Consider the following 13,938-nt stretch of genomic DNA (forward strand, 5'->3'; position numbering starts at 1 on the left):
ACTGCGTGACGAACGCAGTGCATGCCGATCAGCGCATCAATTCGGAACCGGGTACCCGTAGACCGTACCGCCGCCCTCGCGGGAGCGGCCGGCAGGGTCGCTGCGCATGCCGTCCGAATACGGATCGAAGCGGCCGCTGCGTGCGCCTTCTGTATACGTGTCGAAGCGTCCGGTGCGGGCACCGTCGCTATAGACGTCAAACCGTTCGGCCCGCGCATTCTGGCCGAACACTTCCACGCGGCTGGCCTGCGCCCAAGCGCTGCCCGCCGCGAGGGCCCCGACCGCCAACATGGCGGCCAACCCCATTTGCTTGAGTCGCATGGCGAACTCCTTCTTCAACTGATTTTCGGTGCTGTTTTAGGCGTGGTCATTTGATGTCTTGCCACGGTCTACAGCCTAGGTCAGGGGGCATGCCGTATCCACGGTGGTGCGACGAACGGTTTGTTGTCGGTGCCGAAATGATGCAAGTCAGCGTGAACGGCGCTGAATATCGCGCCAATGGCGTAACGCCCCCGGCAATCCCCCAACCTTTTTGACTAATCAAGAGAGCGGTTCAAAGCCGGCGGTCCGCGTTGGTGCACCACGGCAGGGCAGTGCACGCTGGCAAGCCTTGCCGTAGGCCGATTTGGTGCGGTGCATTAAGAGCGATGCGCGCGTACCACACTTGGTAGAACGATTCCGTGAATTACTTTGCCGGGCATATGGGCTTTTGTTAAATTTGCGCGGCACTTCCGACACGGAAGTTAAGGAAACGGAGGAGCCCAACCTCATGCACACGGGGTCGGGCGGTTTGAGACAACTCTTTTATTACGAGCCCACATGAAAAAGTCTGCCATTCTGGTTGCAGTTGGCGCCCTGTTCGCAGGTTCTGCCTACGCCCAATCGAGCGTGACGCTGTACGGTATTGTCGATACCAGCATTCACTACACCACCAATGCAAATGCTGCCGGCAATAGCAAGGTCGAACTGACCAATGGTGCTGTGTCCAACAGCCGCTGGGGCCTGAAGGGCTCGGAAGACCTGGGTGGTGGCAACAAGGCGCTGTTCGTGCTGGAAAGCGGCTTTGATCCGGATACCGGCCGTGGTAATGGCGGTGCGGGTGCTTTGTTCAATCGTCAGTCGTTCGTGGGTCTGTCCAACAGCAGCATGGGCACCATCACGCTGGGCCGCCAGTACAACTTCGGCTTCACGATGGGTGGCAACTTCGATCCGCTGGGCGTGGGTAACTACGACCAGAACTCGTGGCCGTTCTACGGCATCACGGGTCTGCGCGAGTCGAACATGCTGAAGTACGAAGGCAAGTGGAACGGCTTCTATGTTGGCCTGGGCTATGGCTTTGGTGAAGTGGCTGGCAGCAACTCGGCCAACCGTTACCTGGGCGCTGCGGCTTCGTACGAATTCGGTCCGGCCCTGCTGGGTGGTTTCTATCAACAGCACAAGGATGTCGCTGGCAACAAGCAAAGCGTGTGGGGCATTGGCGGCAACTACGCCGTTGGTCCGGCTAAGCTGTTCCTGGGCTATATCGACAGCAGCGATGCCACAGGTTGCGTGAGCAGCTCCGCGGGTTGCGTCGGTAACAGCGCTTTCGGTCTGAATATTGACGCCAACAATGGCAACGGCTTTACCCAAACTCAACTGGGCGCTGGCGCATTTGCTGGCAATACGAAGCGCCGTGACCACGTTGGCCTCGCTGGCGTGACGTACCAAGTGACCCCGGCTCTGGCTCTGACTGGCGCGTTCTATTACGACAGCATCAGCAATGCCAACCTGACCGCCGGCAACGATGGCAAGCGCTACACTGGCGTTCTGCTGGCCGAGTACTCGCTGTCCAAGCGCACGCAAGTGTATGGCACGGTGGATTACAACAAGGTCAAGAACGCAGCTATCCCGCAACTGTCGGGTGGCACGGCTGACGGCCAGAACGCCAAGACCAACCAAGTTGGTGCTGGCGTGGGTATCCGCCACATCTTCTAATCGACGCTGTCACTCGATTGGGAATGGAAAAGGCGCCTTCGGGCGCCTTTTCTTTTGCCTGCTGTTTTTGTGCTTCGTCGGGCAAGGTTGCCTGGGCATCCGCCTACAATGTTGACTCCTGTTTCGTTCATCTGACATTGCGCCATGACTTCCGCACGTACTGCCCGCCGCCGTCTGATTGCCTCTGCCGTGCTGCTGTGCGCCGGTGTGCCGCTGCTTGCCGCTGTGCCCGCGCAAGCGCAGGACTATCCGGTCAAGCCGATCCGCATCATCGTCGCGTACCCGACCGGTGGCATTTCCGACAACGTGGCGCGTGCACTGGGCGAAAAGCTGTCGGCGCAACTTGGCCAGCCCGTGGTGGTGGAAAACCGCGCCGGGGCCGGCGGCAGCATCGGCATGGACGCCGTGGCCAAGGCGCCGCCCGATGGCTACACGCTGGGTTTTTCGTCGGTGAGCCCGCTCACGCTGAACCCGCATTTCAGCAAGCTGCCGTATGACCCGCAGAAAGACATCGCACCCGTGGCCAATGTCATGTACGCCCCGATGATCCTGCTGGGCACGCCCGCGTTCACGGGCAAGAGTTTTGCCGACATGCTGAGCCAGTCGCGCAGCAAGCCGGGCTCGATCCGCTGGTCGACATCTGGCCTGGGTACGGTGGGGCATCTCGCGCTGGAGCAGATCAAGTCGCAGGCGCATGTGGATATCACGCTCATCCCGTACAAAGGCGGTGGCCAGCAATTGACGGATGCGCTGGGCGGCCAGGTAGAGATCATGTCGACCAACGTTGGCCCGACGCTGATGCAACACATCGCGAGCGGCAAGCTGCGCCCGCTGGCGGTGGGTGCGCCGCACCGGCTCGATACGCTGCCGAACGTGCCGACCTTCACCGAACTGGGTTACGCCAAGGCCAACATGGCGTCGACCTTCGGCGTGTTCGCGCCGGCCAAGACGCCTGCGCCCGTCATTGCCCGCCTGAACGCGGAGATCAACAAGGCGCTGGCTGCGCCTGATCTGCGTGATCGCCTCACGCAGGCCGCCGTGGTGCCGGCCGGCGGTACGGCCGAACAGTTTGCCGCGGCCATCCGCGCGGAATACGACAGCAACGGCCGCATCGTCCGCGCCGCAGGCATCAAGGAGCAGTGAACCGGCTTACGCCGTGAAACGGTACCCGACGCCGACTTCGGTCAGCAGGTGTTCGGGCCGCGCCGGATCGCGCTCGAGCTTGTGACGCAGGTGGCCCATGTAGATGCGCAGATAGTGGCTGCTGTCGGAATGCGCGGGGCCCCAGACTTCGCGCAGCAGCTCGCGGTGCGTCATCACGGTGCCACGGCGGCCGAGCAGTACTGCCAGCAGCCGGTATTCGATGGGTGTGAGATGCACGGCTTGGCCATTGCGGCTGACCAGGCGGCGCGCGAGGTCGACTTCCACCTCGCCGAAGCGGATAACGCTGCCGCCGTCTTCGCCGCGCTTGGCGTGCCGTCGCAGCAGCACGCGCAGGCGCGCAACCAGCTCCCCCACGCCGAAGGGCTTCGTCAGGTAATCGTCTGCGCCGGCATCGAGCGCGTCGATCTTGTCGCGCTCATCCACCCGGGCCGAAAGCACGAGCACCGGCACTTCCGTCCAGGTGCGCAATTCGCGAATCAACTGCATGCCATCGCCATCGGGCAGGCCGAGATCGAGGATCACCGCATCCGGCTGACGCGTGCCCGCTTCGATCAGGCCGCGCTCGACGCGGTCGGCTTCATGGACTTCGCAGCCTTCCTCCTCCAGTGCAGCGCGGACGAAGCGTCGGATGTGCGGTTCGTCGTCGATGACGAGGACGGTGGGTGTGAATGTGAACGGCATGGCACGCATTGTAGAGGGCGCGCCCATAAAAAAACGGACCCCGAAGGGTCCGTTTTGCCTGCATGCGATACCGCTCCGCTCAAGCCTTCTTGGCCCAGGCGCTGCACCAGCCCTTGTTTGCGACGTCCTTGCCGGCGAACAGCGGGCAGGCGCCTTGCGCAGCCGCACCGCCTTGGTACAGGGCGCAGTTGCCGCAATGCTGATCCGGCGTGTGCTTCGGGAATTTGGCTTTGTCGGCCTTGGTGGTGTCAGCCACGTAGCCCAGCGCTTTGGCTTGCGGGTCGGTTTCCGCCACCATCGGTGCAGCCAGTGCCAGGTCCGACATCGACATGACGGCGCCCGCAGCGGCCACGATGGGGATGCTCTTCAGGAATTGACGACGATTGGACATGCTGATTCCTTTTGTGGGAGTGTGTTGTGTGGCGTCCCGTGCCGCCCGTGCAATGCTCAGGCTCGCCCTAGGGGACAGCGGACGGCGTCGGCGCGCCATTTACCCGCTCATGCATTCTGGCACAGCAATCGGCCGGCAGCATCTGCGTACGGTCAATGTTCCGCATACCTGAGTGCAGCAATCGGTTGCTTTCGTGGCCTTCGATCCACACCACGCAATGCCGCGGATGCACCGTGTGGTCGAGGAATGCCGGCGTCAGCGCAATCGCAGTCGTCCAAATGGCTGGTCCACTCCGGTGGCAATTTGCCGCAGAGGCGTGGGTGCTTACGCCAGCAGACCTTGCAGCGCCTTTAAGAATGCGTCGCATTCATCATCGGTGCCGACCGTGATACGCAGATGCTGGTCGATACGCGGGAGCTTGAAATGGCGCACGAAGATGGCTTGCTCTTTCAGCCGCGCTGCCAGCGTTGCCGCGTCGTGGGCGGGATGCCGCGCGAACACAAAGTTCGCCATCGACGGCACGACCTCGAACCCCAGCGACTGCAGCGATTGCTTGAGCCGCGCGCGGCTCGCCACCACGCGTGCACACGTGGCACGGAAGTACGCATCGTCTTCGTAAGCCGCTTGGGCGGCCGCCTGCGCGAGGCGATCCAGCGGATATGAATTGAAGCTGTCCTTCACGCGATTGAGCGCCTCAATGAGCGCCGTATGCCCGAACGCAAAGCCCACGCGCATGCCGGCCAGCGAGCGCGACTTCGACGTCGTGTGCACCACCAGCAAATTCGGATAGCGGTCGATGAGCGCAATGGCGGACTCGGCGCCGAAATCGACATAGGCCTCGTCCACTACGACCACCGACGACGGGTTCGCGGCGACGATCCGTTCGATCTCTGCCAGCGGCAGCGCGTGGCCGGTCGGCGCGTTCGGGTTTGGAAACAGCACGCCGCCCGCGTCGCCAAGATAGTCATCGGCGCGGATGGAGAAGTCGTCCGCCAGCGGCACCACTTCGCACTGCACGCCGTACAGCCGCGCGTAGGTCGGGTAGAAGCTGTATGAAATGTCGGGAAAGCGCAGTGGCTTGTCGTGTTTGAGCAGCGCCTGGAAGACGTGCGCCAAGACTTCGTCCGATCCGTTGCCCGCAAAGACCTGCTCAGGCTTGAGGCCGACCTGCGCGGCCACTGTCTCGAGCAGCCGGCGCGACAGCGGATCGGGATAGCGGCGCAGGCTCTCGCCCGTCTGCCCCAGCTCGGCCGAGATTGCCGCCACCACGCGCGGCGATGGCGGGTACGGGTTCTCGTTGGTATTCAGCTTGATGGGCCGCGCGATGGCCGGCTGCTCTCCCGGGACGTAGGGCACAAGTTGCTGAACGATATCGCTCCAGTAACGGCTCACGGCTTGACTCCTGATGAGGTGACTATTTTCTAAGCGTGCCCGCAGCGCGATCGATGGATCGAAACAGGCTGGGAAGCTGAATAAGGTTCGGGAATGGGCAGGCCTGCACGTTGCGGCAGAAGCGCGGTTCTGGCGTCGGAAAATCGTACAAGCTGCGTAAATCTTTGATTTTTGGCGCGCCCGGCTGGGATCGAACCAGCAACCCCTGCCTTCGGAGGGCTGGAACTAAGGTTTTTTACCGACCGGGGACGTCCACTATGTTTTCTAATGCGTTGATTTTAAAGAAATGTTGGTCCATTGACGATCGAGGGGGTGCGCCATAGAATTTCCGTACCCTTTCCGTACGGACCCGCATGAGCGAACCCATCCAATCCAAGACGGCGCGCGACAAACTCGAACCCCGCCGCGAGCCATATTTTTCCCGAATCCGAACGGGTCTCTACGTTGGCTATCGCAAGCTGTCGCACGGTGAGGGAAGTTGGGTGGCCCGCCGCAGAAACGACGAGGGTAAGCAGGAATACAAGACATTCGCAGCTTGCGCAAGCTACGACGAAGCCCTCAATGCCACGCTTGAGTGGGCGGAGGCGGTCGATGGTGGGGTCTCATCGAAAGGCATGACAGTCAAAGAGGTATGTGAGCACTATGTGAGGCACCTTGCCCTTCACAAAGGTGATAAGAGCAAGGCAGACGCGGAAGGGCGGTTCAAGCGGCTCGTTTATGGGGCGAAGATCGGGAGGATCGACATATCGAAGTTGCGCACGTCGGACCTCAAGGCATGGCTGTCCGCTCAAATTGAGTTGGATGAGGATGACGCGGAAGATGAGGATGACTTGCGGCGCGCTAAAGACAGTGCAAATCGCAACCTTGCTTCGCTTAAGGCCGCGTTGAACCTCGCATTACACGACCGGCTGGTGCCGACGGATGCGGGTTGGAAAACAGTTGGCAAATTCAAGGATGTTGGAAGGCGGAGGCTGGGGTTTCTGGCGGCTGAGCAACGGAAGGCTCTAGTTGACGCCTGTGCCCCTGACATTCGACGGCTTGTGCAGGCTATGCTGTTCACGGGCGCCCGCCCTGGCGAATTGGCTAACGCTAACGTAACGCATTTTGATCGGGCGCAGGGAACGTTGGCCTTGGACGGGAAGACAGGCTATCGGGTTGTCTCGCTACCTTCGGCAGCAATTGCGTTCTTTGAGGCGCAGGCTAAGGACAAGATTGCTAACGCCCCTATTTTGGCGACGGAGTTCGGTCAACGCTGGAATAAAGACTCTTGGAAGAAGCCGTTCAAGGCGGCCGTGGCCGCCGCTCAGCTTCCGCCAACTGTAGTCATGTACTCACTCCGGCATACCGCCATTAGCGAAATGATCGCCAGCGGAAGAATGGATAGTTTCGAGGTTGCGAGAATGGCCGGTACGTCTACCGAGATGATCGATAAGCACTACGGACATCTTCGTCACGATAGGGTGCGGGCGAAATTAGACGCTATCGGGATACTGTAGTCGGGTCGTGCTAGGCAGCATTTGGAAATAGCGGCTCCCACGCGATCGGCTTCCTATGCCCGTCAACATTCCCGGGGCACCAGAATAGGGGCAAAGAGACCTTGGGCAACGAAAATGAAAACGCCATTGCAAAACCTAGGTTGCTTGCGCCAAGAGCGACCCGGTCCAACATGTCTTCTGACACCGGTTTATTTTTCTTGCGCCAGTAGCTTGACCAGAGCGCACGCCCAACACGGTCGCACCACTTGATGCCCTCATCTGCTCGGTCCCCCCAAGCGGGAGTCTGGAACGCTCGGGGCACTACGGCATCGCGTTCGATCTTTCCGTCTTCCGAGAATAGCGTTCCTGTTGCCAACCGTTCTCTGCCAAGTGGTGAAAGAACTTGCAGTGGCTCCGTACCGAACGTTAGCCGTATATGTTGAAGTCCAAGCTGCTCAAGTTCCCGTTGCAGGAAAGCGATACCCACGGTTGTTGCGATGGCGAAGCGGACTTCCAAATCCATCTCTCTCAATGCAGTCGGGTCGTCGAGCTTCTCGCACTTCTTACTGCTGCCTTCGTCCACGCCGAGGAGGCTTCGGAAGATGCCAACCCATTCAGTACCCGAAAACAAGCCGTCTTCGTAGATGACAACTTTGCCACTGTGTCGGGGCATACGCCGCACCAGCTCGTCAAAGCTGTCGACTACGCCAGCATTGTTCAGAACCCCTTTCTTGAGCATCCCAGTAATGGCATCGGCGCTTTTGCCATTTTCATACCTCATCACACAGAGGGCATTGTCCCCAGAGACCTTGCTGAATGCTGCGATGAGCTGAGCGCGCGCAATGAACTCAAAAGAATGCAGCAAAGCTTGCCCTAACCACCGGCAGCTAGGTTCTGCCAGTCGGTCGAATTGCTGTAGCCATCTATTAACGCGCTCTTCTGCCCAATTAGAGGCAAGCGCCTCTTCAGGGTCAGGGTATTCCCATGCTTCCAGGATGTCTTCTATGCGCTTGCGCCAATCTGCGCCGATCCATTGAAGTGCTTTCCTCAGTTCCTGCTTGAGGAAGATGTCGAGATTTCCTGGTGATCTTGTGACGCTCCGGATAGGCGGCAGTCCATTCTCGTCGAAACGGATATCTGGTCGCAGTAGATAAACGCGAGTATCTCTGACGGGCCGGAGTACACCCTTTAGTTTTTTACGTACTTCTTGCGGGTTTTGTCGGTCCTTAACGGGGACTATGACAATCTCGCTTCTGTCCGGCCATCCTGGCCCCGCATATGCGTCAAGCCGCCTTCTTAACGTATCTACGTCATCCGTAGAGCCAACAAAGACCAAGCGCATGGTTAACGGGGGGACAGCAGCGCGTCAATGATGAGTCCCATCGGAAGGTTGAGCGCGCGGATTTGGTCAATTGGCATCTGGTCAATTGCCTTCTTGGCCGCATTGCGGACCATCGCATCGAGCTCATCGCTGGTAGCGGCTGACTTCAACTGCTTGGTTGGAGCAGTGATTGGCTCCGCCGACGCCTTAGTCATGTCGCGCCGCGCCTTGGAAGAGGTAAGCGTCTGTGCGAATGCGCCAACTCTTTCTTCGGTGCAGCCGGCTAGACGCAATTGCTCCTTGAACTGGTCGACGACGTACTGGACGCGCTTTTGCTCAAGTACCCGGCTGGTCGCTGTGTTCTCTGTTTTTCGGAGGAGGTTCAGTACTTCAGACCAGGGCGTGGTCTCGTTTGAGGATAGGATCGCGTTGAAGCGGTCTTGTAGGTCGGCTGGTATCTCGCCGACACTACTCAGAAGAAGCGTGGCATAGTCGCTTGCCTTTATCCGCTGCAACTCTTGTGCCCCTTCGGGGGCGCTCGTCCCTTCATCTTGGGCTAGAAGCTCGTCGCCGCGAAGGAAGATTCTTCCTCTACGCTGTGGATTACTGAACAGGCTCCACAGCGTCCGGTCGTCGCCGGATAGTGAGTTGTCGCTCGGGCTATAAGTTTTGTTGCGGTAAATATCGTTTCCGCCTTGCTTCCCTACATTCTCCAGCACATCACCCAGCTCTTCTTCCACAAAGGCTCGCAGGGATCGGTACTCGGTTTTCAGATTCCAGCCAGGCGCAAGCTTCTTGATCAAGACGCCCAGGTCACTTCCAAAGATTTCGTGCCTTCCAGCCAGATAGGTGAGGATCGCTTCTCGGAGATTATTCGGCATGGGTTTCTTCTTGTCGCCGCACATAAGGAAAAGCCCCTTCATAGAAGGGGCTTCGTGGCTAGCCAAGGGCCTAGAATTGGTAGCCTGAATTCGTCAAATCACATGCGACAAAGCGCCTAGGAATTGTCTGCACGCCGGCGGCCACCTGGTAGGCCAACTCCGCCTCTGCTTGCAGGACTGTGCAGTCCTGTTCCCACAATCCAAGCGCGCATCTGATTGGATGCGAGATGGCTTGGACCAAGCACGAGAACATGTTAGCGCAAGTGTCACCGAAAGCGATAGCACTTTTGGTTAATAACGTTCCTTGCGCACGATGTTTGCGTAACGGGGGCAAGTGCTCACCCATGGCATGGCGTTGCTTTATTTGGGGGGGCGAGTGGTGAAAAATTCCGTGAAGTGCAGTCCGCATGGCACAACTAGCCTCGCTGCTGGGTTAGATGATTTTGCAACCGGTTGCGCAGCGATCCTTGCCGCACTAGCGGTTAACAGCACCTTCCATGCGCGCGCGGAGGCGCATGACGGTTTGGCGACTTGTATTCAGTGCGCGCGCAATTGAAGCTATTGATTCGCCTTGCGCCAGCCGTTCGCGCGCCATCGCTTCCCGCTTGTCGCCCAGGGCACGCGGGCGCCCCAGCACCTTGCCCGCATCGCGCGCACGTGCGAGGCCGGCAGTCGTTCTCTCTAAAAGCAGATCACGCTCGAATTCCGCCACGGCGGATAGTACCGACATCGTCATCTTGCCGGCGGCACTGGTAAGGTCAGCTCCGCCAAGCGCCAAGCAGTGGACGCGCACACCGATCTCTTGAAGGCCCTCGACAGTGGCGCGCACGTCCATGGCATTGCGGCCAAGACGATCCAGTTTGGTCACCACCAGTACGTCTCCCGCCTCCAAACGGTCACGCAGCTTGGCGAAACCCGCACGCTGATTTGCCGCCACCGAGCCAGACACCACCTCAGCGATGACACGGCGCGGTTCCAGATTGAAGCCGGCAGCCTTGATCTCTCGGACTTGATTCTCAGTTGTCTGCTCGGCTGTCGACACGCGGCAATAGGCGAAGACTCTCACACTCACAACCCCTGTACGAAATATCTGTACGGAAGATTAACCACGTACGGAATCAGGTCAAGCAGATATTTGGACAGGGCTGGTGAGGGTGTTCAAAGACGACCGTCTTTGGACACCAGACGAGCGAGCCAGTCCGCTTGGTACTGATAGTCCGTGGACTCATAGTCCTCATTCCAGCACTCTCTCCGAATGGAATCTACAGCACTTATTTTGCTCGGCGCTCGTATCCGCGAGGAACGAAAGACGCGAGGGTGGACACAAGAAGAGCTCGCAGACCGAGCTCAGATGGACCGTTCGTATCTTGGTGGGGTGGAGCGTGGCGAGCGAAACGTAACGTTCACCGTCCTCTGTGAAATCTGCCAGGCTCTCGGTTGTGATGTCGGAGCAATCGCTGCAGGCCTTCCAGGAGAGGCAAAGTGAGGTGGCTGCGTTCTATTGTCGTTTTTGATCGAAGCAACGTGCTCGCTTCGACGGATTGGGCCGCAATTCACGAAAGCTATGTGCGCTCTATCCAGAGCATCGATTTCCCACGCGGCAGCGGTTCGCTCACTCTGAAAAAGAAGGTGCGGCGTCCTGACGGTCAGTGGAATCGGAACGGGGTCAACTACCTGAAGCGGAGCTTCCTCGAACATTTGACCGGCGTTGAGGGCTGGGCTCCCGAGATTGGTTTCGACTCGGGGCGTATCCGCACCCCGTCCGTACTGCAGCTTTATCCATCGATGGCACCGCACGAGGAGCCCATTACGTCAGATTTCGGCGGCTTTGACTTCGTGACAACCGGCCCGGAGCGTACGCGTGTTGCGATAGAGTGGGAGACGGGGAACATTTCGTCCTCACATCGCAGCGTGAACAAGTTAGCTATCGCTCTGATCAGTGGAGAGATTCAGGTCGGCGTACTGATCGTCCCGAGTCGGGCATTGTACGAACACCTTACCGACAGAATCGGCAACATCGGCGAGTTGTCAGGTTACCTAACGATGTGGAAAGACTTAGAGCCACGAGTTGCTCGTGGAGCTCTAATCATCAGCGTTGTGGAGCACGATCACCTGACTGACGACGACGGCTACCCTTACCTGCCAACGGGCAACGATGGCCGTGCAGCTCAGGGAAGAGCTAGACGCGCCTGAAGCTGTGGGCGCGCTAATCGCATTCACATTCTGCTGCGTGGCCGTTCAGCCTGTAATGTTTTGAAAGCGGCCTCCCCTGTTTTTCGCGGCGCTCGATATCAGAGGCCGTGAACAGAGTGTTCTTGCTGTCGTGAAGCGATCGCATGTGATCTCTATCTCCCTCCAGAGACTGAAAACGGGCAACTATGTCTTCGCAATGAAGATCGCCGCCCACCCAGCGGCGCCCGAGCAATTCGGCGGCAACAAAAGTAGTTCCAGACCCGCCGAATGGATCAAGAATCAGGGAGCCTGGATCGCTGGCCATAGAGATGATGCGGTCCATCAGCTTCAGCGGTAACGCATTCGCCTCACGCTTCTTATATTTGGCATGCCGAACCGGCGGGATGTCGGTCCACACATCTGAGATGTTCACACCAAGTGGATTCATCTTGTTCTTGTAACCCCCGTAGTCCTTTAACTCTCCGCCACAATGTCGGCAGCAAGGAATCGGGAGGCGATCCGGGTGGAAGATCGCCGGTTTGTTTCCCTTTATGAAATAGAGCAAGGAGTAGTGAGACGGGTACAGCCTCCCGGAAATGGGAAGCGAGTACTTGATGTCCACGGCAATCCAATGTCGGAAAGTCAGCCGTTCCGAAAGATATGCCCCAAGTGGCAAATTCCACTTAGGCAAGTTCCACAGCAATAGAGCGCCACCAGGCTTCAATGCCATGATCATGCCGTCGAGCCACTCCTTACACCAGTCGACGTACTCGTGGTCGGCCACGGCGTCGTTAATGTTGGACTTGTAGCGCTTGCCTAAGTTAAATGGGGGGTCGGCGAATGCGAGATCGACGCTCTGCGGCTCGATCGTTTTCAGCAGATCGTTACAGTCGGACTCGTGCAGCTCGCCTAGCTGCGTTCGGAAAATGGGTACCATAGTCATCATTATGGCAGCCTCCGTAGGTACAGGCAACTTGTCGACCTTCATCGTTGGTGGGACTCAATAAGCATGCACCTGCAACCGCAATGCTTCGCCGGCGGATCAGCGTGACAATGGCGAGTGCCGCCGCTCGCCCCTGAACTGACCGACCGGCACGGTCACCCACGCAGGGTGTGGCGCGTGCGCGAGCAGGTCGTCCACCGAGCAGCGCTTGGCGGTTTGGGTGTCGTTCGCTGACAGCGCGTGAGCCCAGGTGCCGGGCAATGCCTCGCCGGCCAGGAACGCCGCCCACTTGTTCGAGTAGCGGTCGCGCGTGTGGATCAGCAGATGGGCGCGACGTGAAACCGGGTAGGCGTCCCACGGGCGCGCGTAGTCCTCCTGATGAAGCCCGACCTCGCCCTCTCTGCCAGTGACGGAGCACACCTGCGGATACCGTAGCCAACCGTTCAGTTCGTAGAATCGCACGATCTGCCATGCCCGGATGCGTGCCGCCCCATCGAAGCCGTTGTAGGGACCGATGGTCGGCCACTTCCAGCGCGGGAGAGAGAACACTGTCTGCGGCCGGTCGAACGCCAGTGTCACGAACTCGTAGCGGTGGACGACCGGGGGAATGTCACCCGACAGCTCTGGCAGACAGCTGCTGTCATCCGCTATATCTTCATTGTCGACGTCCGCGACGTTCAGCAAGACTGCTCCATTAAACAAACCGTGATCTACGGTCGCAGACAGTTAGTGTTGCAACCAGTTTCAAAATTCACCCAAGGAACGTGACAGTGCTTTCCGGCTCGTGACATGCGTCCGCCGCCTGCCGTCCCCTCGTGAGCCTCCGGAACCAACAGGGCTTGTCTGAACATCCGGCACTGAGTGTCATATCAGGGACACCATGTCGGTAACGCAGCTCGACGTGGCTGGCAGCCGCCGACAAAAAAACGGTCAGAGCTTTGACGCTGGATCGCCGTGCTTTGCGCGGTCCTGATCCATGCTTGCTTTCATGAGCGCTTTGTTCTGGACGAAGACGGCCGACTCATCGACTTTGTCGTAGCGCTGATAAAGAGAGATATCGACGTTGGTGCCAATCCAAGCTAACTCTTCGGAACGGAACTCGGCGCCGACCAGTGACTTCACGGTGGAGATAGAAGCGTTGGTCGGGGGACCGTACCGCGTTATGAGCAAGCTCTTGAGCGCTTGATAGCTGTCGTCGTTCACCTTCAGTGTCACGGACGCGACTTTGCCGGAGTAAAGGAATATGGAATTGGAATAGGCGAACCCAAGGTCCGGCGCCCGCCACATCCTGAAAATCGGGTCAGAACCTTGCAGGCACGACGTCGTTGTATAGGCGAGTTCTCGGTCGCCGCGAGGACAAGCAGGAAGGGTGTCAGGCAACGGCTGCCCAAACTCGAAACCGAGGAAGGACGTCGGCTCTTTTGTCCAAACCGCAGCCGGCGGCGTCGCTGATTTCTTGGCTGGCGTCTTCGCCGTTGCAACAAGAGCGGAGCCCCCCAGAGCGACGCCCAATATCACCGCACACATCCAAGTGTTCTTCATCA

The 13,938-nt window shown here is 59.0% G+C and carries 15 protein-coding genes; 5 read left to right on the forward strand and 10 right to left on the reverse strand.

Going from position 1 to position 13,938, the window contains the following annotated elements:
• Positions 1–36 precede the first annotated feature (36 nt).
• Entirely contained in the window at positions 37–321 is a 285-nt protein-coding gene (locus ACU8YE_RS18990; protein ID WP_232041254.1) for a hypothetical protein, read from the reverse strand.
• 498 nt (positions 322–819) lie between these two features.
• Between ACU8YE_RS18990 and ACU8YE_RS18995 the strand changes: the two genes are divergently transcribed.
• Entirely contained in the window at positions 820–1,974 is a 1,155-nt protein-coding gene (locus ACU8YE_RS18995) for a porin (protein WP_446929345.1), read from the forward strand.
• 144 nt (positions 1,975–2,118) lie between these two features.
• A complete protein-coding gene (locus tag ACU8YE_RS19000) occupies positions 2,119–3,117 on the forward strand; it encodes a tripartite tricarboxylate transporter substrate-binding protein (protein ID WP_440840083.1) in 999 nt (332 codons plus the stop codon).
• Between the two features lie 6 nt (positions 3,118–3,123).
• On the opposite strand, the gene kdpE is transcribed toward ACU8YE_RS19000, so the two are convergent.
• The 3 genes from kdpE to hisC all read right to left on the reverse strand — a co-directional run bounded on the left by kdpE (position 3,124) and on the right by hisC (position 5,602).
• Positions 3,124–3,828 carry a two-component system response regulator KdpE gene (kdpE, locus tag ACU8YE_RS19005; protein WP_260803857.1) on the reverse strand — a complete coding sequence of 235 codons (705 nt, stop codon included), beginning with the start codon at positions 3,826–3,828 and terminating at the stop codon, positions 3,124–3,126.
• A 70-nt stretch (positions 3,829–3,898) separates the two neighbouring features.
• Positions 3,899–4,210, reverse strand: a complete 312-nt coding sequence (locus tag ACU8YE_RS19010) for a high-potential iron-sulfur protein (protein WP_232041250.1) — start codon at positions 4,208–4,210, stop codon at positions 3,899–3,901.
• A gap of 324 nt (positions 4,211–4,534) precedes the next feature.
• A complete protein-coding gene (hisC, locus tag ACU8YE_RS19015; RefSeq protein WP_446929346.1) occupies positions 4,535–5,602 on the reverse strand; it encodes a histidinol-phosphate transaminase in 1,068 nt (355 codons plus the stop codon).
• 353 nt (positions 5,603–5,955) lie between these two features.
• Between hisC and ACU8YE_RS19020 the strand changes: the two genes are divergently transcribed.
• Positions 5,956–7,098, forward strand: a complete 1,143-nt coding sequence (locus tag ACU8YE_RS19020; RefSeq protein WP_446929347.1) for a tyrosine-type recombinase/integrase — start codon at positions 5,956–5,958, stop codon at positions 7,096–7,098.
• A 10-nt stretch (positions 7,099–7,108) separates the two neighbouring features.
• On the opposite strand, the gene ACU8YE_RS19025 is transcribed toward ACU8YE_RS19020, so the two are convergent.
• The 3 genes from ACU8YE_RS19025 to ACU8YE_RS19035 all read right to left on the reverse strand — a co-directional run bounded on the left by ACU8YE_RS19025 (position 7,109) and on the right by ACU8YE_RS19035 (position 10,345).
• Positions 7,109–8,419 carry a phosphoribosyltransferase-like protein gene (locus ACU8YE_RS19025; protein WP_446929348.1) on the reverse strand — a complete coding sequence of 437 codons (1,311 nt, stop codon included), beginning with the start codon at positions 8,417–8,419 and terminating at the stop codon, positions 7,109–7,111.
• Positions 8,420–8,421: 2 nt separating this feature from the next.
• Positions 8,422–9,279 carry a hypothetical protein gene (locus ACU8YE_RS19030; protein ID WP_446929349.1) on the reverse strand — a complete coding sequence of 286 codons (858 nt, stop codon included), beginning with the start codon at positions 9,277–9,279 and terminating at the stop codon, positions 8,422–8,424.
• A gap of 475 nt (positions 9,280–9,754) precedes the next feature.
• On the reverse strand, positions 9,755–10,345 hold the full coding sequence (locus ACU8YE_RS19035) for a recombinase family protein (protein ID WP_446929350.1): 591 nt from the start codon (positions 10,343–10,345) through the stop codon (positions 9,755–9,757).
• A gap of 189 nt (positions 10,346–10,534) precedes the next feature.
• Here ACU8YE_RS19035 and ACU8YE_RS19040 point away from each other — a divergent pair, with 189 nt between their 5' ends.
• Both ACU8YE_RS19040 and ACU8YE_RS19045 read left to right on the forward strand, forming a co-directional pair.
• Positions 10,535–10,765, forward strand: a complete 231-nt coding sequence (locus ACU8YE_RS19040; RefSeq protein WP_446929351.1) for a helix-turn-helix domain-containing protein — start codon at positions 10,535–10,537, stop codon at positions 10,763–10,765.
• Positions 10,762–11,472, forward strand: a complete 711-nt coding sequence (locus ACU8YE_RS19045) for a hypothetical protein (RefSeq protein ID WP_446929352.1) — start codon at positions 10,762–10,764, stop codon at positions 11,470–11,472. Before ACU8YE_RS19040 ends, ACU8YE_RS19045 begins: the two co-directional genes overlap by 4 nt.
• 13 nt (positions 11,473–11,485) lie before the next feature.
• Here ACU8YE_RS19045 and ACU8YE_RS19050 read toward each other — a convergent pair whose 3' ends face one another.
• The 3 genes from ACU8YE_RS19050 to ACU8YE_RS19060 all read right to left on the reverse strand — a co-directional run bounded on the left by ACU8YE_RS19050 (position 11,486) and on the right by ACU8YE_RS19060 (position 13,936).
• Positions 11,486–12,439, reverse strand: a complete 954-nt coding sequence (locus tag ACU8YE_RS19050) for a DNA-methyltransferase (protein WP_446929353.1) — start codon at positions 12,437–12,439, stop codon at positions 11,486–11,488.
• A gap of 54 nt (positions 12,440–12,493) precedes the next feature.
• Positions 12,494–13,078, reverse strand: a complete 585-nt coding sequence (locus tag ACU8YE_RS19055) for a hypothetical protein (protein ID WP_446929354.1) — start codon at positions 13,076–13,078, stop codon at positions 12,494–12,496.
• A gap of 246 nt (positions 13,079–13,324) precedes the next feature.
• Positions 13,325–13,936 (reverse strand): hypothetical protein, encoded by a 612-nt coding sequence (locus ACU8YE_RS19060; protein WP_446929355.1) that lies wholly within the window; start codon positions 13,934–13,936, stop codon positions 13,325–13,327.
• Positions 13,937–13,938: the final 2 nt, after the last annotated feature.

The sequence above is a fragment of the Ralstonia sp. VS2407 genome, assembly GCF_052950655.1.